General features: G+C 70.9%; 20 protein-coding genes. 6 read left to right on the forward strand and 14 right to left on the reverse strand.

The annotated features are described in order from the left end of the window. Window positions 1-22: 22 nt before the first annotated feature. The 4 genes from VHAB30_RS05785 to VHAB30_RS05800 all read right to left on the reverse strand — a co-directional run bounded on the left by VHAB30_RS05785 (window position 23) and on the right by VHAB30_RS05800 (window position 4,954). A complete protein-coding gene (locus tag VHAB30_RS05785) occupies window positions 23-439 on the reverse strand; it encodes a MaoC family dehydratase (RefSeq protein WP_062482834.1) in 417 nt (138 codons plus the stop codon). A gap of 19 nt (window positions 440-458) precedes the next feature. Then, entirely contained in the window at window positions 459-899 is a 441-nt protein-coding gene (locus tag VHAB30_RS05790; RefSeq protein ID WP_062482837.1) for a MaoC family dehydratase N-terminal domain-containing protein, read from the reverse strand. Between the two features lie 36 nt (window positions 900-935). Further along, a complete protein-coding gene (locus VHAB30_RS05795) occupies window positions 936-2,075 on the reverse strand; it encodes an acyl-CoA dehydrogenase family protein (RefSeq protein WP_159276137.1) in 1,140 nt (379 codons plus the stop codon). A gap of 293 nt (window positions 2,076-2,368) precedes the next feature. Next, window positions 2,369-4,954: an FtsX-like permease family protein gene (locus VHAB30_RS05800; protein WP_159276138.1), complete on the reverse strand. Its 2,586-nt coding sequence runs from the start codon at window positions 4,952-4,954 to the stop codon at window positions 2,369-2,371. A 73-nt stretch (window positions 4,955-5,027) separates the two neighbouring features. Here VHAB30_RS05800 and VHAB30_RS05805 point away from each other — a divergent pair, with 73 nt between their 5' ends. Next, a complete protein-coding gene (locus tag VHAB30_RS05805; RefSeq protein WP_159276139.1) occupies window positions 5,028-6,452 on the forward strand; it encodes a serine hydrolase domain-containing protein in 1,425 nt (474 codons plus the stop codon). Window positions 6,453-6,457: 5 nt separating this feature from the next. Here the strand turns inward: VHAB30_RS05805 and VHAB30_RS05810 are convergent, their stop codons facing one another. The 7 genes from VHAB30_RS05810 to VHAB30_RS05840 all read right to left on the reverse strand — a co-directional run bounded on the left by VHAB30_RS05810 (window position 6,458) and on the right by VHAB30_RS05840 (window position 12,949). Continuing rightward, window positions 6,458-7,690, reverse strand: coding sequence for an RNA polymerase sigma factor (locus VHAB30_RS05810; protein WP_159276140.1), 1,233 nt, complete (start codon window positions 7,688-7,690; stop codon window positions 6,458-6,460). After that, window positions 7,687-8,061: a YciI family protein gene (locus tag VHAB30_RS05815; protein WP_062478473.1), complete on the reverse strand. Its 375-nt coding sequence runs from the start codon at window positions 8,059-8,061 to the stop codon at window positions 7,687-7,689. The genes VHAB30_RS05810 and VHAB30_RS05815 overlap by 4 nt, the downstream gene beginning before the upstream one ends. Before the next feature lie 161 nt (window positions 8,062-8,222). Continuing rightward, entirely contained in the window at window positions 8,223-9,584 is a 1,362-nt protein-coding gene (locus tag VHAB30_RS05820) for an NAD(P)H-dependent oxidoreductase (RefSeq protein WP_159276141.1), read from the reverse strand. A 5-nt stretch (window positions 9,585-9,589) separates the two neighbouring features. Further along, on the reverse strand, window positions 9,590-10,465 hold the full coding sequence (locus VHAB30_RS05825) for a phytanoyl-CoA dioxygenase family protein (RefSeq protein WP_159276142.1): 876 nt from the start codon (window positions 10,463-10,465) through the stop codon (window positions 9,590-9,592). After that, on the reverse strand, window positions 10,462-11,172 hold the full coding sequence (locus VHAB30_RS05830; RefSeq protein ID WP_159276143.1) for a GntR family transcriptional regulator: 711 nt from the start codon (window positions 11,170-11,172) through the stop codon (window positions 10,462-10,464). Before VHAB30_RS05830 ends, VHAB30_RS05825 begins: the two co-directional genes overlap by 4 nt. Window positions 11,173-11,257: 85 nt before the next feature. Next, on the reverse strand, window positions 11,258-12,283 hold the full coding sequence (locus tag VHAB30_RS05835) for an LLM class oxidoreductase (RefSeq protein ID WP_159276144.1): 1,026 nt from the start codon (window positions 12,281-12,283) through the stop codon (window positions 11,258-11,260). A gap of 33 nt (window positions 12,284-12,316) precedes the next feature. After that, entirely contained in the window at window positions 12,317-12,949 is a 633-nt protein-coding gene (locus VHAB30_RS05840; protein WP_159276145.1) for a glutathione S-transferase family protein, read from the reverse strand. Between the two features lie 119 nt (window positions 12,950-13,068). Between VHAB30_RS05840 and gcvA the strand changes: the two genes are divergently transcribed. Continuing rightward, window positions 13,069-13,983 (forward strand): transcriptional regulator GcvA, encoded by a 915-nt coding sequence (gene gcvA / locus VHAB30_RS05845; protein WP_159276146.1) that lies wholly within the window; start codon window positions 13,069-13,071, stop codon window positions 13,981-13,983. 9 nt (window positions 13,984-13,992) lie between these two features. Next, window positions 13,993-14,949, forward strand: coding sequence for a threo-3-hydroxy-L-aspartate ammonia-lyase (locus tag VHAB30_RS05850; protein ID WP_159276147.1), 957 nt, complete (start codon window positions 13,993-13,995; stop codon window positions 14,947-14,949). 6 nt (window positions 14,950-14,955) lie between these two features. Here the strand turns inward: VHAB30_RS05850 and VHAB30_RS05855 are convergent, their stop codons facing one another. The 3 genes from VHAB30_RS05855 to VHAB30_RS05865 form a co-directional block, all read right to left on the reverse strand. Further along, entirely contained in the window at window positions 14,956-15,606 is a 651-nt protein-coding gene (locus VHAB30_RS05855; RefSeq protein WP_062478488.1) for an ABC transporter ATP-binding protein, read from the reverse strand. Then, the gene (miaA, locus tag VHAB30_RS05860) at window positions 15,603-16,589 is read right to left on the reverse strand and encodes a tRNA (adenosine(37)-N6)-dimethylallyltransferase MiaA (RefSeq protein ID WP_159276148.1); all 987 of its coding nucleotides are present in this window, start codon (window positions 16,587-16,589) and stop codon (window positions 15,603-15,605) included. The genes VHAB30_RS05855 and miaA overlap by 4 nt, the downstream gene beginning before the upstream one ends. A gap of 95 nt (window positions 16,590-16,684) precedes the next feature. Beyond that, on the reverse strand, window positions 16,685-17,614 hold the full coding sequence (locus VHAB30_RS05865) for an AraC family transcriptional regulator (RefSeq protein WP_159276149.1): 930 nt from the start codon (window positions 17,612-17,614) through the stop codon (window positions 16,685-16,687). Window positions 17,615-17,818: 204 nt separating this feature from the next. Here VHAB30_RS05865 and VHAB30_RS05870 point away from each other — a divergent pair, with 204 nt between their 5' ends. Genes VHAB30_RS05870 through VHAB30_RS05880 form a run of 3 tightly spaced genes read left to right on the forward strand, consistent with a single transcriptional unit; the run spans window position 17,819 to window position 20,955 of the window. Continuing rightward, a complete protein-coding gene (locus VHAB30_RS05870) occupies window positions 17,819-18,166 on the forward strand; it encodes a c-type cytochrome (RefSeq protein ID WP_235926446.1) in 348 nt (115 codons plus the stop codon). 37 nt (window positions 18,167-18,203) lie between these two features. Further along, the gene (locus VHAB30_RS05875) at window positions 18,204-18,677 is read left to right on the forward strand and encodes a (2Fe-2S)-binding protein (RefSeq protein WP_070063074.1); all 474 of its coding nucleotides are present in this window, start codon (window positions 18,204-18,206) and stop codon (window positions 18,675-18,677) included. Between the two features lie 13 nt (window positions 18,678-18,690). After that, on the forward strand, window positions 18,691-20,955 hold the full coding sequence (locus tag VHAB30_RS05880; protein ID WP_159276150.1) for a xanthine dehydrogenase family protein molybdopterin-binding subunit: 2,265 nt from the start codon (window positions 18,691-18,693) through the stop codon (window positions 20,953-20,955). The last annotated feature ends 4 nt before the right edge of the window (window positions 20,956-20,959 follow it).

Genomic DNA, 20,959 nt, shown 5'->3' on the forward strand with positions numbered 1-20,959 from the left:
CGGGGACCACCTTCGGGCCGGGTCAGCGCGCGATGACCGCGTCGCCCAGGATCTTCACCTCGCCGTCCTGGTTGGTGGTGCGGATTTCCACCTTCACCCGCTCCTCGCCGCCGGCCTCGAACTTCTCGATGACCTCGCCCGTGCAGGTGATGGCATGGCCCAGGTGCGTGATGCCGGCGAAGCGCGCGTTGAACTGGCGCACCTTGCGCTGGTCGACCCACTGCGTCAGCAGGCGGCCCAGGTAGGCCATCGACAGCATGCCGTGCGCGAACACGTCGGGCATGCCGCCGCGCTGCGCGAAGTCCAGGTCGATATGCATCGGGTTGTGGTCGTTCGATGCGCCGGCAAAAAGCGCCAGGGTCGTGCGGTTGATCGGGGCGAGTGCCAGTGGGGGCAGCGTATCGCCGGGTTCGAGGGCGTCGAAATTCAGGGTCTTCATCGGGTGTTCCTTGTGTTGTTCAGCCATTGCGGTGCACCAGCACCTTGCGGATGTCGGCCACGTGCTCCGAGCGCTGGTTGGTGACGCGGGTTTCCATGACGACGAACTCGAGCGCGCCGCCTTTCTTCTCGTAGACGTCGGTGACCCGGCTGTCGAAGTGCAGCGTGTCGCCCGCATGGGCCATGCGCCGGTAGGTAAAAGACTGCTCGCCGTGCAGCACGCGCGCCAGCTCGATGCCGGCGTCCTCGCGCCAGTTGCTCGGCGGACGCGCGAGCTCCAGTGAGAACAGGAAGGTGGGTGGCAGCGGCAAGGTGGGGTGGCCGGCATCGCGCGCGGCGGACTCGTCGAAGTAGACCGGATCGGTCTCGCCGATGGCCTTGGCGAAGAAGCGCAGCTGCCCGGCTTCGGCGGTGATGGCAAAGGGCGGGAAAGCCATGCCGATGATGTTCCTGTCGATCATGAAGATGCTCCTTGTTTGAATGCCGGCTTGCCCGGCCTACAGCTTGCGCGAGATCAGGTCGCGCATCACTTCGCTGGTGCCGCCGTAGATGCGGCTCACGCGCATGTCGACGAAGGCGCGTGCGATGGGGTACTCCAGCATGTAGCCGTAGCCGCCGTGCAGCTGCACCATGTCGTCGATGCACTTCCACAGCGTTTCGGTGGCGAACAGCTTGGCGATCGCGGCTTCTTCGACCGTGAGGCGCCGGCTCATGTGCGCCGCGAGGTAGTGATCGACCATCGTGCGCAGCGCCACCGACTGGGCCTTGATGTCGGCCAGCTTGAACTTCGTGTTCTGGAAGTCCCACACGGTCTGGTCGAAGGCGCGGCGGTCCTTCACGTAATCGAGGGTCTGCTGGAGAAGGCGCTCGAGCTTGGTCGCGGCGCTGACGGCGATCATGAAACGTTCCTGCGGCAGCTCCTGCATCAGGTAGGCGAAGCCCTTGCCTTCTTCGCCCAGCCGGTTGGCCACCGGCACGCGGATGTTGTCGAAGAACAGCTCGGCCGTGTCCTGGGCGCGCATGCCGACCTTGTCGAGCTTGCGGCCGCGGCGAAAGCCGGGGCGGTCCGTCTCGACCACGACCAGGCTCACGCCCTTGGCGCCAGCGGCCGGGTCGGTCTTGCACACCACGACCACGAGGTCGCTGAGGAAGCCGTTGCTGATGAAGGTCTTGCTGCCGTTGATGAGGTAGTCGTCGCCGTCGCGCACGGCGGTGGTGCGCAGCGATTTCACGTCCGAGCCGCCGCCCGGTTCGGTGATGGCCACCGCCAGGATCTGCTCGCCGCGGCAGATGCCCGGCAGCCACTTCCGTTTTTGCGCCTCGGTGCCCAGGCGGTGGATGTAGGGCGCCACGATGTCCGAATGCAGCCCGATCGACAGGCCGCCGACACCGGCGTGCGCGATCTCCTCGGCAATGATGGCCGCGTGGCCGAAGTCGCCGCCACCGCCGCCGTATTCGGTGGGCAGCGTGGTGCACAGCAGGCCCTCGCGGCCGGCCTTTAGCCAGACCTCGCGGCTGACCTGGCCGTCGCGGTCCCACTCGGCCTGCTGCGGCACGCACTCGCGTTCGAGAAAGCGGCGCACCGTGGTGCGGAATGTCTCGTGGTCCTCACGATAGACGCTGCGTTCGACCTGCATGTCGCGATCTCCTTGGGTGACGGAACGGAGCGATCCGCCGAAGGCGTCACGGCGCAATCCGTTCCCTTGGTGATCGTCGTGCGACGCAGGGCCGGACGCACTAGCCGCGATGGCTAGGGCGTGTTCGCGCGATCAAGGGCCGTGGCCGGGCGCGTTGCGACCGACGGACCGGCCCGCAAGGGAGCCAACGGCCAGTGGCAGGCCTTTGGCGACACCGATCACCTGGCCACCGAAGACCTGCCGCCCGGCTGGCGAGAAGGAGGCCGTGGAACGGGTCCAGCGGATGCCGGGCGCTACCAGTCCTCTTTCACCGCCAGCACCACGTCGCGACCCGCGGCGGCGCGCCCGGCCATCCACGCCGTGAACGTGCCGGCCGCCACCACGGCCGCGCACAGCGCCAGCAGCCGCACCCAGGGCACCAGCAGGTCCATGCTCCAGTGGAAGCTCTGCGGGTTCACCACCTTCACCAGCACCACCGACACGGCCAGCCCGAGCAGCAGCCCGGCCACCGCGCCGATGGCGGTCCAGGCCGCGCCTTCGCCGGCCACCACGGCCAGCACCTGCCGCCGCGTGAAGCCCAGGTGCGCGAGCAGGCCGAACTCCTTGCGCCGCGCCAGCACCTGCGCGCTGAAGCTGGCCGCGATGCCGAACAGGCCGATGGCGATGGCCACGGCCTGCAGCCAGTAGGTGACGGCAAAGCTGCGGTCGAAGATGCGCAGCGAGGTGGCGCGGATCTGGCCGACCGAGGCCAGCTCCACGGCGCCGTCGCGTGATGTTCGCGACGCGAGTTCGCGCACAGCCGCTTGCACCTCGGCCTCCGACGCACCGGGCGCGAGCCACAGCGCGACGTCGCTCACGTCGTGCTCGCCGGTGATGCGTTCGAAGTCGCGCGCGTCCATCGCGATGGCGCCGAACTGCCGCGCGTAGTCGCGCCACACGCCGGCCACGAAGAACACCTGCGGCGTTGACGTGCGCATCGCATCGGCCAGCGGCGAAAACGCGGTGCCCGGCTTCGCGCCGTACAGCTCGACCATCGGCTCGCTCACGTAGATGCCGGTCTGCCCGGGCGGCACCGGCAGCGCCTCGCCCACCAGCGGCAGGCCGCGCACCACGCCGCCTTCGAGGCTGCGCGCGATCAGCGTCACCGCGGGCTGCGCGGGGTCGAGCTGCAGCGACTGCGTGCGCAGCGTGCCGGTGCGCGCCACGCCGGGCAGTTGCGCCAGCGCCTGCACGAAGGCCGGCGCGAAGGTCGCGGTGTCGGTGCTGCTGGTGCCGCCGCTGTTGCCGCTGCCGCGCCCGCCCGAGGTGGCGCGCACGTACAGGTCGGCCGGCAGCACCACATCGAGCCAGTGCGTGACCGACTCGCGAAAGCTCGCGACCATCACCGTGAGCGCCACCGCCAGGCTCAGGCTCGCGACCACGCCGCTCACCGCCACGGCCGCCGTGCCGCGCATACGGCGCGCGCGCTCGACGGCGAGCATCGGCAGCACGCGCCGCGCAAACGCGGGCGCCACGCGGTCGTACAGCAGCGCGATCAGCCAGGGCAGGGCGGTGATGCCGCCCACCAGCAGGCAGGCCACCGACAGGTACGCCGCCACCGGAATGCCGCCGATGGCCGGCAGGTTGGCCAGCGCCGCGCCCGCGCCGATGAGCCCGAGCGCGAGCCAGTGGTGGCGGCCCTGCGCAGGCGCCGCGCCCAGGCCCTTGAGCGTCTGCGCCTCGGGCAGCGCCTGCGCGGCGCGCGCCGGCCACCAGCCACCCACCAGCGCGGCCACCACGCCGAGCCCGCCGTACAGCAGCGCGGCGCCGCTGCTCCAGTGCAACCGGGGCGCCACGCCTTCGAAGTAGCCGCCGCCCAGGTCGCCACCCAGCACGCGCAGCGCGAAGGCCGCGAGCGCGGTGCCCAGCGCCAGGCCGGCGGCGCTGCCAATCAGCCCGAGCACCAGCGATTCGGCCAGCACCAGCCGCAGCCGCCCGCGCGGCGTGAGGCCCAGCACGCCGAGCAGCGCGAACTGCTGCGCGCGCTTGGCCACGCTGAGCGCGAGCACCGAGAACACCAGGAACGCCCCCGTGAACAGCGCCACCAGCGCCAGTACCGTGAGGTTGACGCGGTAGGCGCGCGACAGGTTGCTCACGCGCTCGGCCGCATCGCCCGGCTCTGCGAACTTCAGGCCCGCCGGCCAATCGGGCGACTTCTCGAGTGCGGCCACGAAGGCCGCGCGGTCGGTGCCCGGCGCCAGCCGCAGGTCGATGCGGCTCAACTGGCCGAGCGGGCCGAACAGCTCCTGCGCGACCGCGATGTCCATCACCGCCAGCGCCGCGCCGCCGGCCGTCACATGGCCCGACACCGCGAGGCGCTGCCACGCGGCGCCGCTGCGCAGCTGCAGACTCTCACCGGTCGCGGGCTGCAGCGGCAGCTGCAGCGCCTGGCGCGCCGCCGCGTTGAGGAACACATGGCCGGGCGCGAACAGCGCGAAGCGGTCGGCACCGGCGGCCGACTGCGGCATCAGCGCGGGCGCGATGGTGGGCAGCGCGAGCGCATCGACGCCGATCACGCGCAGCGGCACCTGGCGCCCGTCGTGGGCCAGGGCCAGGGCCTGGAACTCGAGCACCGGGCTCGCCAGCGCCACTTCGGGCCGGCGCGCGAGCCGGCCGAACACGGCCTCGTCGAAGCTGCCCTGCGCGGCGCGCACCTCGAGGTCGGGCTGGCCGTTCACCGAGCGCACCGCGCTGGAGAACTCGTCGAGCGCCGAGGCGTTGATGAGCTGCACCGAAAACGCCAGCGCCACGCCCAGCATCACGGCCAGCACGGCCGCCGCGTTGCGCCAGGGGTGGTGCCGCAGTTCCTGCCAGGAGAAAGTCGAAAGCAATGCACGCATGGGGTCATTGTGGCCGCCGTGGCAGGATGGCGTCTGTTCGACGATGACGACTTCACGCCCGAGGATTCCGACGATGCGGCTTCTGCCCTCCGCCTGGTGCCGCCGCTGGCTGGCGCCCTGGCTTCTCGTGCCCTGGCTGGCGGGCGCAGCGAGTGCGCAACTCGCACCACCGTCCGCACCGCTCTCGCTCGCCAGCGACCCCGCCGTGCTGGCCCGCACCGCGCTCGGCGCCGAGCGCGGCACGCTGGTGGTCGGCGTGCTGCGCGGTGACAAGGCTGCCTACGGCATCGCCCACAACCCCGAGCCGCTGGTGGCGCGCGCCATTGCGCCGGCCAGCGCGGAGCAGCCGATGTTCGAGATCGGCTCCGTCACCAAGGTCTTCACCGGGCTGTTGCTCGCGCAGGCGGTGGAGCGAGGCGACGTGGCGCTCGACGACAGCGTGGGCAAGCTGCTGGCCGGCCATGCCGAGGGCGTGCCGCCCGCCGTGGCGTCGATCACGCTGCGGCAGCTCGTCACCCACACCGGCTGCCTGCCCGTGATGGCCGACGGCGTGACCGGTGGCGCCGCGCTGGCCGAGCAGTTCCGCAGCTTCGACCTGCCGATGTTCTGGGCCGCGCTCGCGCGCATCCACCTCACGGGCGTCGCGGCGCCGTGCGAGGCGCGCTACAGCAACTTCGGCATGGCGCTGCTCGGACAGCTGCTGGCGCTGCGCTACGGCACCTCGTGGGGCGAGCTGGTGCGTGCGCGCATCACCGAGCCGCTGGGCATGAACGACACCGTGATCCCCCTCGGCGACAAGGCCTCGCGCATGGCGCCGCCGTTCGCGGGCGACCAGCGCCAGCGCCGCTTCGACATGCATGCCTACGCGCCCGCCAGCGCGCTGCGCTCGACCGCCGCCGACATGCTGGCCTTCAGCCGCGCGATCCTCGCCGGCGCCCAGGGGCCGCTGGGTCCGGCCGCCGCGCGCCTGCTCGCGCCGCTCGCGCGCTACGAGGGTGCCGAGATCGGCTACGCCGTGATGGTGCGCGGCCCCGAGACCGGCCGGCGCACCTACTACCACGCGGGCGTCACCGAGGGCTACCGCACGCTCTGGCTGCTGGCGCCCGACACCGGCGAAGCGCTCATCGTGCTCGCCAGCAACCAGCGCGCACCGCTGCAGCCCGTCATGCTCGCCATCGGCAAGAGCCGCTACCCGGTGCCGACGACCGAAGTGCCCATCGATCCGAAGCGCCTGGCCGACTACGCGGGCGAGTTCCGCGTCGGCAAGGCGCAGGTGCTGGGCGTCACCGTGCGCGATGGGCGTTTGCTGGCGCGTGAGTCGGGCAAGGGCTACAACGGCCTCACGCCCACCGGGCCGGATCGTTTTGCGGTGACGGCCATCGGCGCGCAGTTCGTGTTCCGGCGCGGCGATGGGGGTGAGGTGATCGGCGTCACGCTGACGCAGGGTGGCAGCCGGCTCGAAGGGCGGCGGGTCGGGGTTGCCGTGCCGCAGGACTGAACGCCTCAGGCCCGTTCCGACATCGCGTGCAGGTACGCCCGCACCGCCCCATTGCTGCTCAACCCGATCGCCCGGTCGTACGCCTGACGCGCCGCCACGCGCGCACCGCCGGCCGCGAGCAGGTGCGCACGCGCCGCCCAGAACGGCTGGTAGTTCGCCACCTCGTCCGATGGAATCGCATCGAGCGCGCGCAGCCCGGTTTCGGGCCCGCGCGCATTCGCCAGCGCACACGCCAGGCTGACCTGCGCGCCGATGCTGGGCCGCAGCGCGAGCAGGCCTTCGTACAGCGACACCAGCACCTCGGGCGGCACCGGTGCGCCCGCGCGGCGTTCGCAGTGGGCCGACTGGATCGCGGCCTCGAGCTGGTAGGGCCCGAGCGACTGCATGGCCGACGCGATGCGCAGGTGGTGCTCGGCCTCGGCCAGCAGCGCGTGGTCCCAGCGCGTGATGTCCTGCTGGTCGAGCGGCACGTAGGCGCCGGCCTCGGTGCGGCGCGCCGCGGTGCGCGCCTCGCAGAACAGCATCAGCGCCAGCAGGCCCAGCGGCTCGGGCTCGGCGGGCAGCAGGCGGCACAGGATGCGGCCCAGGTCGATGGCCTCGGTCGTCAGTCCGCGCGGCAGGGCGTCAGCACCGTCGACGTCGTCCCAGCCGGTGCCGTAGGCGGCGTAGATGCCGTCGAGCACGTCGCGCAGCCGGTGCGGCAGGTCGCGCGCCTGCGGGTATTCGAAAGGAATGCCGGCCGCGCGGATGCGGGCCTTGGCGCGCACCAGCCGCTGCCCCAGCGCGGAAGGCGAGGTGAGGAAGGCGCCGGCCATGCGCGCGGCGTCGAGCCCGAGCACGGTCTGCAGCATCAGCGGCGCGCGCGCGGCGGCGTCGATGGCCGGGTGCGCGCAGACGAACAGCAGGCGCAGGCGCTCGTCGGGCACGGTGGTGGCATCGGGGTCGGCCTCGTCCATCTCGCCGGCGAGCAGCAGCAGGGTCTGCGTGGCGTCGTCCTGCACGCGGCTGTGGCGCCAGGCGTCGAGCTTGCGGTGCCGCGCGACGCTCAGCAGCCAGGCGTCGGGCTGCACCGGCACGCCGTCGGCGGGCCAGCGCTCGAGCGCGCGGGCGAAGGCGTCGGCCAGGGCGTCTTCCGAGGCCGCGATGTCGTGCGTGCGGGCGGACAGGATGGCCAGCAGCCGCCCGTACGACTCGCGTGCCGCGCGTTCGGCGGCGTGGTGTGCCGCCGGAGTGGTCACGTCTGGCTCGCGCCCGCCGCTGCGGTGGCGGTGAAGACCGGCCGCACTTCGACGCCGCCGCTGGCGGCGCAGGGCGCACGCGCGGCCCATTCGAGCGCGGCGTCGAGGTCGGGCACGTCGACGACGAAGTAGCCGCCGAGCTGCTCCTTGGTGTCGGCGAAGGGGCCGTCCTGCACCTGGCGCTTGTCGCCGCGCACGCGCAGCGTGGTGCCGGTCATGGGCGGCAGCAGGCCGTGGCCGCCGAGCGAAATGCCCGACTGGCGCACCGCGTCGGCGTACGCGACCCAGCTGGCGCGGTAGGCCTGCGACGAGGCGTCGTTGCGTTGTTCGAATTCGGCCGCGGGTTGGTAGAACATCAACATGTACTGCATGGTGTTTCTCCGTGAGGAAAAGCTTGCCGAGCAAGATCGCTCACCACAATGACGGCCCGCAACCGGTCATTTCGACACCGGGCACGGTGCCGAGCAGAAGATTCTTGTCCTGTTCGCTCTTTGGCGCAACGTGGGCGCGCGGCCCCCGCGCTCACACCTTCTCAGGCCGCGCGGGCGCGCACCGCGGGCGTGAACAGCGCTTCCATTTCCTGGCGCAGCCGGTAGGCGGCGGTGGTGGTGTCCATCGCCACGTCGGCCCAGCTCAGGCTCTGGCCCTTCTTCACGGGGCGCACGAGCCTGACGTTGTGCGCCAGCCCGAGCGGCAGGCCGCCCAGGCGCAGTGAGCGCTCGGCCGGCAGCAGCTTGCCCCAGACGGTGTAGCCGCCTTCGCCGTCGAGCATCTCGCCCGCCGCGAGGTCGCGCTTGGCGGTGGCGACCACGTCGGCGTTCCAGCCGGTGGCCACGCCGGTGGGCTCGCCGCGCAGCGCCACGCTGGCGACCGACATGCCCACTTCGAGCCCGATCAGGTGCCAGCGCTTGTACAGCGTGAAGTAGCGCCCGCTCGGGTCGGTGTGGGCGTTGTATTCCTCGAAGCAGTTCTTGATGTAGTCGGTCTCGGCCTCGACCGTGACCCACACGCCCATGCGGATGTCGTACGGGATCTTGCGGCCGTCGGCCTCGAGCGACGAGATCACCTCGACCATGCCCTTGCGCTCCAGCACGCCGCCTTCGCTGCGCGGGCGCGTGACGAAGGGAATGTCTTCCACGCTCGCGGGCGGGTAGAGCAGGCCGTCGGAAGGCACGCCCAGGCCGGTGGCGTTGGCCACGGCCGAGCTTTCGATCGACGGCTTGGAGCCGTCGAGAAAACTGTTGAACATCTTCGGGTTGAGCCCGCCGCGTTTCGCCTGCTCGGGCGTGAGGCCGTAGTTGCCCCACACGGTCTCGGGCGTCGATTCGGTGAAGTGCGGCAGCCACTTGTGGCCGCGCCCCGCCGCCACCACGGGAAAGCCGCAGGTGCGGGCCCAGTCGACCAGGTCGCAGATCAGCGCGGGCTGGTCGCCGAAGGCCAGCGAATACACCACGCCGGCCTGCTGCGCCTTGTGCGCGAGCAGCGGGCCGCAGAAGGCGTCGGCCTCGACCGTCACGTTGACCACGTGCTTGCCGTGCGCAAAGGCATCCAGGCAGTGGTCGACCGCGGCGACCGGGTTGCCGGTGCACTCGACCACGATGTCGATGCTGGGCTCGCGCGTCACGGCCTGCCAGTCGTCGGTGATCCAGGTGGCGCCGGTCTTCAGCGCCTCCTGCACCGAGCCGGCGTTGCTGCGCTCGGCCTGCCAGCCCACGCGTTCCAGGTTGACGCGCGCGGCGGCGGGCGAGAGGTCGGCAATGGCGACCAGCTGCACGCCGGGCGTGCGCGGAATCTGCGCCAGGTACATGGCGCCGAACTTGCCGGCGCCGATCAGGCCGATGCGGATGGGGCGGCCTTCGGCGGCGCGTTGTTGCAGGCGGGTGTGCAGGCTCATGGCGGTCAGGCTTCCACGGTTTCGATCAGGTCGGGCGAGGTGCGCAGCGCGCTTTCGGGCAGGCCGTCTTTCCACGGCACCTCGACGAGGTAGGGCGTCAGCAGGCAGTCGTCGGGCAGCACCTCGATCGGCGTGAAGTCGCGGTGCGCGATGTACTCCGGCCGCTGGTGGCGGCGGATGTGGTTGCTGACCGCGCACAGGCTCAGGTACACGGCCACGCGGTTGAAGGGCGAGAGGTTGCTGCCCGAGGCATGCACGAGGCAGCTGTGGAACAGGATCATCGAACCGGCCGGCCCCTTGGGCGAGACGATGCCGCCTTGCGTGCCGCCGGCGCGGTCGACCAGCTGGCGGATCAGGTCGTTGTCGACCGTCCACAGCGGGTAGCTGGTGGTCGTGAGGTCATGCTTCGCATCGACCACGCCCTTGCGGTGGCTGCCCGGAATGAACATCAGCGGGCCGTTGTGCTCGGTCACTTCATCGAGAAAGATGGCCACGTTCATCGCGCGCTCGGTGGGCATCAGGTCGTCGTTGAGCCAGGTGCCGTAGTCCTGGTGCCACTGCCACACGTCGCCCTCGAAGGCCATCTTGCCGTTGATCTTGAACTGGTGCATGTAGACCGCTTCGTCGAACAGGTCCATCACCGGCCCGACCATGCGCGGGTGGCGCGCCAGCCGCGCGAAGGGCTCGCTGATGAGGTGCGCCGCGAAGTTCGTGCGCACGGCGTCGGAGCCCTTCTCGCGCACGTTGAAGGCTGCGCGCTTGCTGTACAGGTCGGGCACCGCCTCGGTCAGCACCTTGGTCTCTTCGGGTGAGAAGTGGCCGGGGAAGAACAGGTAGCCCTCGCGCTCGAACTGCGCGCGTTGCTCGGGGGTCAGCTTCATGCCTTGTCTCCTTTTTTGGTGGGGGTTCCAGATGCGGATGCCGTGCGTGCCAGCTGCTGCGCGAGCCGCTCGGCCAGCGCGTCGCTGGCGCGCGAGACGTGCTCGTCGCTCAGGCGCGCGGCGCGTTCGACGTCGCCGGCGGCAATGGCGTCGGCAATGGCTTCGTGCTCGTCCCACAGCGACTCGCGCTGCGGCTCGGCCTGCAGCACCGCGCCCATCGCGCGGCGCAGATGGCGCCAGTGCGGGTCGGCGCTCTGGCCGATCAGCGGGTTGCCCGAGGCGGCGTAGATGGCCTGGTGAAAGGCCACATCGGCGTCGATCATGGCTTCGACATTGCGCCCGCGCGCCGCGCGCCGGCCGCGTTCGATGAGCTTCGGGTCGATGCGAAAGCGCTGCTGCGCCGCCAGCCGCGCGGCCAGCACGTCGAGCGCGCCGCGCACCTGGTAGACCTTGCGCATCGCCTCGGCTTCCAGCGGCGCCACCAGCACGCCGCGGCCCGGCGCGTCCTGCACGAAGCCGTCTTTCTTGAGCAGCCGCAGCGCCTGCAGCACCGGCTGGCGCGACACCGCGAGCCGCGCCGCGATGTCCTCCTGCGTGAGCCGCTCGCCCGGCGCGAGCGCGCCGCTGCTGATGGCGCCGAGCAGGGCGCGGTAGACCTGGTCGACGAGGTCGGGGGCGACTTCGATGCTGAGCAACTGGGCGGGCATGGTGGGCCTTTTCTGAACTCTGTATACAGAGTACGGACTTCGGCGGCGGGGCGCACTGGGGGTTTTCCCCCCGCGCCGTGGCGCGTTACCAGGGCGCCCGCAGCGGCGCGACGCTTTCGTGCGAAGGGAAGTGCGGCAGCACTTCCTCGGCCAGTTCCTGTAGGACTTCTTTCGCGGGGCGGCGCGAGAACTGCACGCCGAGCGCGGCATGGTTGACGCCGGCCTCGCGCCATTCCGTCAGCAGGGCGATCAACCCCTTGCGGCCCGTCTTGAGCACGTAGCCGCCGTTCATCGGGGTGCGCGGATGGTCCGGGTCTTCGCTCAGGTCGATCCATTCGTTCGTCATGTGCGGGCGGAAGCCGCCGCCGGGAATCAGCGCGCGCCAGGCGCGGATCTTCTCGGCCAGTTGGCGCGGCCCCATGACGTTCTGCGTCGAGCCCGGGTAGGTGAGCCAGCCGTCCGCGTGCGTGCCGATCCACTCGAGCGACTGCTGCGACGAGCCGGTCACCATCAGCGGGATCGCGCCGCTGGCGGGCCGGGGCAGCAGCGTTGCATCGCTGAGCTGCCCCAGCGGCGAAGCGATGGGGCCGGCGCCGGGCTGCACCAGTTGCCGGAAGTAGGCGACCGATTGCGCGAAGCGCGCCCCGCGCGTGCCGTGCTCCAGGCCGTAGGCGGGAAACTCGACGGGGCGGTCGCCCGACGCCACGCCGAGCACCAGCCGCCCGCCCGAGAGCTGGTCGATGGTGACCGCCGCCTTGGCAAGGTCGATCGGATGGCGCAGCGAAAAGATCGCGCTCCCGATGGCCAGCGACACGCGCTGCGTGCGCGCGGCCAGGAAGGCCAGGTAGGTGAGCGGATCGAACACCTGGCCCGCGTCGCCGAAGCGCGGATCGAACAGAGGCACGTCGCGCGCCCAGATGGCCGCGAAGCCCTGGCGGTCGATGTCGGCCAGCAGCGCCGACTGGCCTTCGAGCACGGCCATGTCGCCCTCGAAAAAGCGCAGCGGCAGGAAGATGCCCAGCGTGAGCGCGTCGGGCGCGAACATGCGGCGGTAGCCGGGGTGGGTGGCGAAGGCGTGGGCGGAGGCGCCGGTGGGCAGAGAAGCTTGCATGTCAGAGGTTGGAAGAAGAAGGGGAAGGCAACGTCAGGCGTCCGTCGCGGGTTCGGGCAGTGCGATGCCCCGTTGCACGGCCGGCCGTGCGGCCACGCGTTCGTGCCACCCGGTCAGGTGGCGGTGGCGGCTGAAGTCGAACGCGACGATCCGCGCGATGTGCGTCCAGCCAAAGGTCGCGATGTCGGCCACGGAGTACGAATCGCCCGCCAGCCAACGGTGGTTCGCGAGGTGGCCATCCAGCGTCGAGAAGGCGGCCTCGGTGAGTTCGCGATAGCGGTCGATGGCCTCGGGGTTGCGGTGTGCGGCAAACCGCTCAAAATGCACGCGCTGCCCCAGCAGCGGCCCCATGCTCGACGCATGGAACATCAGCCACGTGATCGCCTGCCAGCGTGCGGCAGGTTCCGTCGGCAACAGGCGTCCGGCCTTGTCGGCCAGGTACAGCAGGATGGCCGCCGACTCGAACAGCGTGATGCGGGCCGCATGGTCCACCAGCACCGGAATGCGGCCATGCGGGTTGAGCGCGAGGAACGCGGGGAGGCGGTGCTCGCCGCGGTCGATGCGCACGTGGTGCAGCGTGTAGGGGAGGGCCAGTTCTTCCAGCGCGATGGTGATCTTGAAGCCGTTGGGCGAGCTGTCGGTGTAGAGTGAGAGGCTTGGTGTCATGGAAGATAGAAAATCTGATTTCCTTGGTCATCGAAGAACCGATGCTAGGGAGAGAGAACCTGGTCGACAAACGATGATTCGTCGATCAAGAAATCAGTTTTTCTAATGACTGGAAACCCATGGGAAGCGTCCTGCCCTTGCTCGCCTTGCGTGCCTTCACCGAAGCCGGCCGGTGCGGCAGCCTCAAGGCCGCCGCCGACGTCCTGGGCGTGACGCCGGGCGCGGTGAGCCAGCAGATCCGGGTGCTCGAACAGCGCCTGAACGTGTCGCTGTTCGTGCGCGAGCGCTACGGCGTGCAGCTCAGCGAGGCGGGGGCGCGCATCCATCCGAGCCTGGTGCGCGCGTTCGACCAGATCGAACACGCCGTGTCCGTGCTGGAGGCCGCGTCGAAGCAGCAGACCCTCACCGTGAGCACCGTCGCGTCCTTTGCCGCGAGCTGGCTTGTGCCGCGCCTGGGCGCGTTCTCGGCGTTGCACCCGGAGATCGAGGTGCGGGTCGAAGCGTCGTCCAAGCTGGCCGATCTGCAGCGCGACGGGGTCGATGTCGCGATACGCCACGGGCTGGGCGTCTACCCCGGCCTGCAGGTCGAGCGGCTGATGGCGCCCGTGCTCTTGCCGGTGGCCAGCCCCTCGTTGCTGGCCCAAGGCCCGGCGATCCGCAAACCCGCCGACTGCCTGAAGTACACGCTGCTGCACGACAGCGACCGCGCGGACTGGGCGCTGTGGCTGCAGGCGCATGGCGTCGAGCCTGAGGTTGCCGCGCTGCGGGGTCCCGGCTTCGAGGAAGACCTGTTGCTGCTGCGCGCCGCGGCCGCCGGCCAGGGCATCGCGCTCGTGCAAGACACGCATGCGCAGGAGTTCCTCGACGAAGGCCGCCTGGTCGTCGCAATGAACAAGCGCTGGCCCGCTCGCTTTGCCTACTACCTGGTGAGCAAGCCGGGCGCCACGCGGCGGCCGGCGGTGAAGGCGTTTTCGGAATGGGTGATGGCGCAAGCGGCATCACCCGCGCGTGCGCCGTCTGCCAGCAGCCGCTAAGCTTGCGCGATGCAACTCCCTACCTACGACGACGTCATCGCCGCGGCCGCGCGGCTCGAAGGCCATGCCCACCGCACGCCGGTGCTGCAATCGACCACCGCCAACGAGCGCTGGGGCGCGCAGTTCTTCTTCAAGTGCGAGAACTTCCAGCGCATGGGCGCGTTCAAGTTCCGCGGTGCGTTCAATGCGCTGTCGAAGTTCGACGCCGCGCAGCGCAAGGGCGGCGTCATCGCCTTCTCGTCAGGCAACCACGCGCAGGCCATCGCGCTGTCGGCGCGGCTGCTGTCGATGCCGGCCGTGATCGTCATGCCCAAGGACGCGCCCGCCGCCAAGGTCGCGGCCACGAAGGGCTACGGCGCCGAAGTGGTGATGTACGACCGCTTCACCGAAGACCGCGAGGCGCTGACGAAGCGGCTCGCGCAGGAGCGCGGCATGACGATGATTCCGCCCTACGACCACCCCGATGTGCTCACGGGGCAGGGCACGGCGGTGAAGGAACTCATCGAAGAGACCGGCCCGCTCGATCACCTGTTCGTGTGCCTCGGCGGCGGCGGGCTGCTGTCGGGCTCGGCGCTGTCGGCGCGTGCGCTGTCGCCCGCCTGCAAGGTCTACGGCGTGGAGCCCGAGGCCGGCAACGACGGCCAACAGTCGCTGCGCGCCGGGAAGATCGTGCACATCGAAACGCCCAAGACCATCGCCGACGGCGCGCAGACGCAGCACCTGGGCGAATACACCTTCGGGATCATCCAACGCGATGTCGATGACATCTTCACGGTGACCGACGAGCAGCTCGTCGATGCGATGCGCTTCTTCGCCGAGCGCATGAAGATGGTGGTGGAGCCGACGGGGTGCCTCGCGTTCGCGGGCGCGATCGCTGCTGCCAAGGCCATCGAAGGCCAGCGCGTAGGCATCGTGATCAGCGGCGGGAACGTGGACCTGTCGCGCTACGCGTCGCTGATCGGCTGATTCTTCTCAGGCCCGGATACCGCTCGCCGTCAGGTGCAGCAACCGGTCCGCACGCGCCGCCGCGCTCTCCGAGTGCGTGACCAGCACCAGCGACGCGCCGTGCTCGCGCGTCTGGCCGATCAGCAGGTCCATCACCTTTGCGGCGGTGGACGGGTCGAGGTTGCCGGTGGGCTCGTCGGCGAGCAGAAGCGCGGGCCGATGCACCAGTGCGCGGGCGATGGCCACGCGCTGCAACTGGCCGCCCGAGAGCGTCTGCGGCAGCCGCGCGCCCATGCCGGGCAGGCCGACGGCCTCCAGCATGTGGGCCACGCGCGCGTCTTCGCGCGGGCGACCCAGCAGCATCAGCGGCAGCGACACGTTCTGCGCCACGTCGAGGTGCGGCAGCACGTGGAAGGCCTGGAACACGAAGCCCACGTGCTGGCGCCGCCAGAGCGCGCGGGCCTCGCCGTCGAGCGCGCCGATGTCGGTGCCGTCGTGCGACACGCTGCCTTCGTCCCAGCTGTCGAGGCCGGCCATGCAGTTGAGCAAGGTCGATTTGCCGACGCCCGATTCGCCCACGATGGCGACGAACTCGCCGGGCGCGACCTGCAGGCTCACGTGTTCGAAGACCGGCGCGTCGCCGTAGTGCTTGCCGAGGTTGGAGAGGTGCAGGGTCATGCGGGCGTCGCCCCGCGTGCGATGTGGGCGATGTGCCGCACGGCGGCCTGCACCGCGTCGGGCGCGTCGCAGGCGATCACGGTGCGCTGCGGCATGCTGCGCAGCCAGGTGATCTGCCGCTTGGCGAGCTGGCGCGTGGCGGCGATGCCGCGCTCGCGCAACTCGTTCAAGGCCTTGGCATCGGGCGGCGCGTCGCCGCAGGCGTCGAGCATCTCCCAGGCCTGGCGGTAGCCGACGCAGCGCATCGAGGGCAGGTCGGGCGACAGGTCGCCGCGCGCGCGCAGCGCCTTCACCTCGTCGAGAAAGCCGGCCGCGAGCATCGCGTCGAAGCGCTCGGCGATGCGGCCGTGCAGCCAGGCACGGTCTTCGGGTTCGAGCGACACGAGCACGCCGCCGTCGACGGCCTTGGCGGCCTTGGTGTCGCTGGCGTGGAAGCTCGACAGCGGCTGGCCGCTGCTTTCCCACACCTCGAGCGCGCGCTGGATGCGCTGGCTGTCCTGTGGCGCGAGCCGCGCGGCGGTGACGGGGTCGACCTGCGCCAGCCGCGCATGCATGGCGGGCCAGCCGAGCGCGGCGGCTTCGGCATCGAGGCGCGCGCGCACGGCGGGGTCGGCGGCGGGCATGGCGTCGATGCCGTCGAACAGCGCCTTGAAGTACAGCATGGTGCCGCCCACGAGCAGCGGCAGCGCGCCGCGCGCGCGGATGGCGTCGATGAGCCGCGTGGCGTCGGCCACGAAGGCGGCGGCGCTGTAGCTGCCGCGCGCATCGAGGATGTCGATCAGGTGGTGCGGCACGGCGGCCTGTTCGGCGGCGGTGGGCTTGGCGGTGCCGATGTCCATGCCGCGGTAGACCAGCGCCGAGTCGACGCTGACGATCTCGACCGGCTGCAGCCGGGCCACGGCCAGGGCGACGGCGGTCTTGCCGGACGCGGTAGGGCCGGCGAGCGCGATGTAGCGCGGGGGAACAGGGGAAGCGGGGGGCATGCGTCGAGGGTAGCAAATGGCACGCCCCGGGCCGCTGCACGGGGCTTGTCTCGGACGCCGGGCGGCTGCGCGGGGCTTGCCCGCGACGCCGTGCGTCAGGCGACGGCGGTCGTGTCCCGCATCCGCCGGATGTCCCGCAGCGGCGGCGCACCGAACAGGCGCGCGTACTCGCGGCTGAACTGCGAGGCGCTTTCGTAGCCCACGCGCACGCCGGCGGTGCCGGCATCGATGTTCTGGTTCAGCATCAGCTGCCGCGCTTCCTGCAGGCGCAGCTGCTTCAGGTACTGCATCGGGCTCATGCCGGTCACGGCGCGGAAGTGCTGGCGGTAGGTCGACGGGCTCATGTGCGCGGACGCGGCCAGCTCGTCCGCCTGCACGGGCTTCCTGAAATTCATCTTGAGCCACGCCAGGCTCTGCGCCACCTGCTGGCTGGGCGAGCCGACGGTCATGAGGCGCTGCAGCTGCGGGCCGTGGCGCCCGGCGAGCAGGCGCACGACGATTTCCTTCTGCAGCAGCGGCGCGAGCTGGGGAACGAGCCGGGGCTCGGCCAGCAGCTCGACGAGCCGCGTGACGGTGCCCAGCAGCGTCGGGTCGAGCGCGCCCAGCGACAGGGCGCGCTGGTTGTGGGGCTCCCTGGACGGCGGCGGCAACGCCATCTCGGTCGCCACCTGCACGATGGCGCGCGGATCGAGCCGGATCATGAGGCCCAGGAAGGGCTGTGCCGCGCTGGCGCGGGTGACGTGGGCCACCACGGGCAGGTCGGCCGTGATCAGCAGCGACTGCCCGGCGCCGTACTCGTAGATCTCGTCGCCGAGCGCCGCGCGCTTCTGTCCGCCGACGGTGATGCCCAGGCCGAAGCCGTAGATGCAATGCACGGGCTCGGTCGCGGCGCTGCGACGGTGCAGCGAGAGCTCGGGAATGGCGGTGGCGTGGTCGCCGTCGTTTCGGGCAATGCGCCCGACGGCCGTGGCCAGGGCACCGAGGACGGCCGAATCGTCTGGCTGCGTCGGCTGTAGCACTTCCATCTGAATCCTTTCGGGTGCTTGCGCAAAGTCTAGCGGGCGCTTCTCATGCGCTTGGCGTTTTTGGCGCAGTCTCGTTGTTTCAGGCAAGAACGCGCGCGGATTGGGCAAGTGGCCGTGGGCGCTTCGTCGGACACTGGCCGCCGTGAAGTCCTGCCGCGCGCGGCGCGAGGACCGTGCTTCCCCTCCACGATGATGAAAAAAGAAATGACCCACGACGAACGACATCCGCATCGCATCACCGCCTCGCTCGTGGCCGCACTGGCCATCGGCGCGAGCATGGCTTGGTCCGCGCCCGCCTTCGCCAGCACCGCGCTGGCGCAGAAGTACGCGTGCGTGGCCTGCCACCAGCCCGCCGTGAAGGTGGTGGGCCCCTCCTGGAAGGAAATCGGCGCGCGCTACGGCGACGGCAAGGGCTCGGCCGCGCAGCTGGCCGCCAGCATGAAGGCCGGCAGCTCGGGCAAGTGGGGCGCGATGCCCATGCCCGCGCAAGCCCAGGTTCCCGACGCGGACCTGCAGGCGCTCGCGCAATGGGTGCTCGACGGCGCCAAGTGAACCAGATCATTTCAACCCACCCACGGAGAAAACCCACATGAGCGCGCTCCACGTCAACGGCCGTGACCACACGGTCGACGCCGACCCCGGCACCCCCATCCTCTGGGCCCTGCGCGACACGCTGGGCATGACCGGCACCAAGTTCGGCTGCGGCGCGGCGCTGTGCGGCGCCTGCACCGTGCACATGGACGGCCAGGCCATCCGCTCGTGCATCACGCCCATCGCGGCGGCCGAGGGCAAGAAGATCACCACCATCGAAGCCGTGACCGGCGGCAACGACCGCGTCGGCGCGGCCGTGCATGCCGCGTGGGTCAAGCACGACGTCGCGCAGTGCGGCTACTGCCAGAGCGGCCAGATCATGAGCGCGACCGCCTTCCTGCAGTCGCTGCCCAAGGGCAAGCAGCCCAGCACCGACGAGATCGACTCGGCCATGGCCGGCAACATCTGCCGCTGCGGCACCTACGCCCGCATCCGCGCCGCCGTGGCCGATGCGGCCAAGACCCTCGCCTGAAGGAGCCGACGACATGCTGCCCCACATCGACTACAACGACCTGCCGCGCGCGCTGCAGCGCCTGATGGCCCAGCCTGCGACCGATGAAGCTGACGAGGCCGCCACGCTGCCGCGCCGCAGCTTCCTGAAGATGGCTGGCGCCGGTGGCCTCGTGCTCGGCGCCTTCCCGCACCTGGCCATGGCGCAGGCCGACGGCCCGGCCAAGGCCGGCGGTGCGCTCAAGCCGACGCAACAGCCCTCGGCCTTCGTGCAGATCGCGCCCAACGGCGAGGTCACGGTGACCATCAACCGCCTCGAGTTCGGCCAGGGCGTGCAGACCGGCCTGCCGATGATCCTGGCCGAGGAGCTCGACGCCGACTGGGCCCTGGTGCGCAGCCGCAACGGCACCAACGACGCCGCCTATGCCGACCCGCTGTTCGGCATGCACCTGACCGGCGGTTCCAACTCGATCAAGAACAGCTACACGCAGTACCGCGAACTGGGCGCGCGTGCGCGGGCCATGCTGCTGTCGGCAGCCGCACAGCGCTGGAAGGTCGACGTGGCCACGCTGCGCACGCAGGCCGGCACCGTGATCGGCCCGGGCGGGCGCAAAGCGGGTTACGGCGAGCTGGCCGAAGCGGCCATGGCGCTGCCGGTGCCGGAGACGGTGACGCTGAAGAGCCCGAAGGACTTCCGGATCATCGGCCGCCCGACCACGCGCCTGGACGCGCGCGCCAAGAGCAGCGGGCGACAGGACTTCGGCATCGACGTGAAGCAGCCCGGCCAGCTCACGGCCGTGGTGGCGCATCCGCCGGTGTTCGGCGCTCGCCTGGCCTCGGTGGACGACAGCGCGGCGCGCGCCGTCAAGGGCGTGAAGGCCGTGCTGCGCATTCCGCTGGACCGTGGCGCCGAGGGCGTGGCCGTGGTGGCCGACGGCTACTGGCCCGCCAAGCTGGGCCGCGACGCGCTCAAGCTGCAGTGGAACACCGATGCGGTGGAGAAGGTCGACAGCGACAAGCAGCTGGCCCAGTACCGCGAACTGGCCGGCCGCCCCGGCAACCGCAAGTTCGACGCCGACATGGCGCCGCTGGCCGGTGCGCCGCACAAGCTCGAGGCCGAGTTCGTGTTTCCTTACCTGGCCCACGCGCCCATGGAGCCGGAGAACTGCACCGTGAAGCTGTCGGACGGCCGCGCTGAGCTGTGGGTCGGCACGCAGTCCGCTGACCTCGACGGCCAGGCCGCGGCGCGCACGCTGAAGCTCGACCCCGCGCAGGTGAAGGTGAACGTGCAGATGGCGGGCGGCGGCTTCGGCCGGCGCTTCGTGGGCTCGAGCGACTTCGTGGTCGAGGCCTGCGAGATCGCCAAGGCCGCGCGCGCCGCCGGCCTGAAAGACGCCCCCGTGCGCCTGCTGTGGAGCCGCGAGGACGACATCAAGGGCGGCTACTACCGCCCCATGCACCTGCACCGCGCACGCATCGGTTTCGACGAACGCGGCAAGATCCTGGCGTGGGACCACGTGATCGTCGGCCAGTCGATCACCGCGGGCACGGTGTTCGCGGGTTCCATGGTGAAGGACGGCATCGACGCCACCGCGGTGGAGGGCATGCGCGATCCGTACCCCGTGCCGATGCGCCTCACGGTGCACCACCCGCAGGTCAACGTGCCGGTGCTGTGGTGGCGCAGCGTGGGCTCCACGCACACCGCCTTCGTGATGGAGACGCTGATCGACGAGATCGCCCGCACGACCAAGCAGGACCCGGTGGCCTACCGCATGAGCCTCTTCGGCGACAAGCACCCGCGCCACCGCGCCGCGCTGCAGCTGGCCGTGGACAAGAGCGGCTACGGCAAGAAGAAGCTGGCCGAAGGCCGCGCCTGGGGCTTGGCCGTGCACGAGTCCTTCGAGTCGGTGGTGGCCTACGTGGTCGAAGCGTCGGTGAAGGACGGCCAGCCCGTGCTGCACCGCGTGACCTCGGGCGTGCACTGCAACCTGGCCGTGAACCCGCGCAGCGTGGAAGCGCAGGTGCAGGGCGCGGCGGTGATGGGGCTGTCGACCTGCCTGCAGGGCAGCGCCATCACGCTGAAGGACGGCGTCGTGCAGCAGGGCAACTTCGGCGACTTCAGCGTGGCGCGCATCACGCAGGTGCCCGAGTTCGACGTGCACATCGTGCCCAGTGCCGATGCGCCCAAGGGGATGGGGGAGCCGGGCCTGCCGCCGCTGGCGCCTGCCTTCGCCAACGCCGTGGCGCGGCTGACGGGCAAGCCCTTGCGCCAGCTGCCGTTCGATCTGGCCTCGGCCTGACGCG

Source organism: Variovorax boronicumulans (assembly GCF_009811375.1).
Classification (GTDB): Bacteria; Pseudomonadota; Gammaproteobacteria; order Burkholderiales; family Burkholderiaceae_C; genus Variovorax; species Variovorax boronicumulans.

Coding starts and splice junctions, on each gene's coding strand:
- VHAB30_RS05785 (WP_062482834.1), bottom strand. CDS start 439: ATGAAGACCCTGAATTTCGACGCCCTCGAACCCGGCGATACGCTGCCC.
- VHAB30_RS05790 (WP_062482837.1), bottom strand. CDS start 899: ATGATCGACAGGAACATCATCGGCATGGCTTTCCCGCCCTTTGCCATC.
- VHAB30_RS05795 (WP_159276137.1), bottom strand. CDS start 2,075: ATGCAGGTCGAACGCAGCGTCTATCGTGAGGACCACGAGACATTCCGC.
- VHAB30_RS05800 (WP_159276138.1), bottom strand. CDS start 4,954: ATGCGTGCATTGCTTTCGACTTTCTCCTGGCAGGAACTGCGGCACCAC.
- VHAB30_RS05805 (WP_159276139.1), top strand. CDS start 5,028: ATGCGGCTTCTGCCCTCCGCCTGGTGCCGCCGCTGGCTGGCGCCCTGG.
- VHAB30_RS05815 (WP_062478473.1), bottom strand. CDS start 8,061: ATGCAGTACATGTTGATGTTCTACCAACCCGCGGCCGAATTCGAACAA.
- VHAB30_RS05820 (WP_159276141.1), bottom strand. CDS start 9,584: ATGAGCCTGCACACCCGCCTGCAACAACGCGCCGCCGAAGGCCGCCCC.
- VHAB30_RS05825 (WP_159276142.1), bottom strand. CDS start 10,465: ATGAAGCTGACCCCCGAGCAACGCGCGCAGTTCGAGCGCGAGGGCTAC.
- VHAB30_RS05830 (WP_159276143.1), bottom strand. CDS start 11,172: ATGCCCGCCCAGTTGCTCAGCATCGAAGTCGCCCCCGACCTCGTCGAC.
- VHAB30_RS05835 (WP_159276144.1), bottom strand. CDS start 12,283: ATGCAAGCTTCTCTGCCCACCGGCGCCTCCGCCCACGCCTTCGCCACC.
- VHAB30_RS05840 (WP_159276145.1), bottom strand. CDS start 12,949: ATGACACCAAGCCTCTCACTCTACACCGACAGCTCGCCCAACGGCTTC.
- gcvA (WP_159276146.1), top strand. CDS start 13,069: ATGGGAAGCGTCCTGCCCTTGCTCGCCTTGCGTGCCTTCACCGAAGCC.
- VHAB30_RS05850 (WP_159276147.1), top strand. CDS start 13,993: ATGCAACTCCCTACCTACGACGACGTCATCGCCGCGGCCGCGCGGCTC.
- VHAB30_RS05855 (WP_062478488.1), bottom strand. CDS start 15,606: ATGACCCTGCACCTCTCCAACCTCGGCAAGCACTACGGCGACGCGCCG.
- miaA (WP_159276148.1), bottom strand. CDS start 16,589: ATGCCCCCCGCTTCCCCTGTTCCCCCGCGCTACATCGCGCTCGCCGGC.
- VHAB30_RS05865 (WP_159276149.1), bottom strand. CDS start 17,614: ATGGAAGTGCTACAGCCGACGCAGCCAGACGATTCGGCCGTCCTCGGT.
- VHAB30_RS05870 (WP_235926446.1), top strand. CDS start 17,819: ATGACCCACGACGAACGACATCCGCATCGCATCACCGCCTCGCTCGTG.
- VHAB30_RS05875 (WP_070063074.1), top strand. CDS start 18,204: ATGAGCGCGCTCCACGTCAACGGCCGTGACCACACGGTCGACGCCGAC.
- VHAB30_RS05880 (WP_159276150.1), top strand. CDS start 18,691: ATGCTGCCCCACATCGACTACAACGACCTGCCGCGCGCGCTGCAGCGC.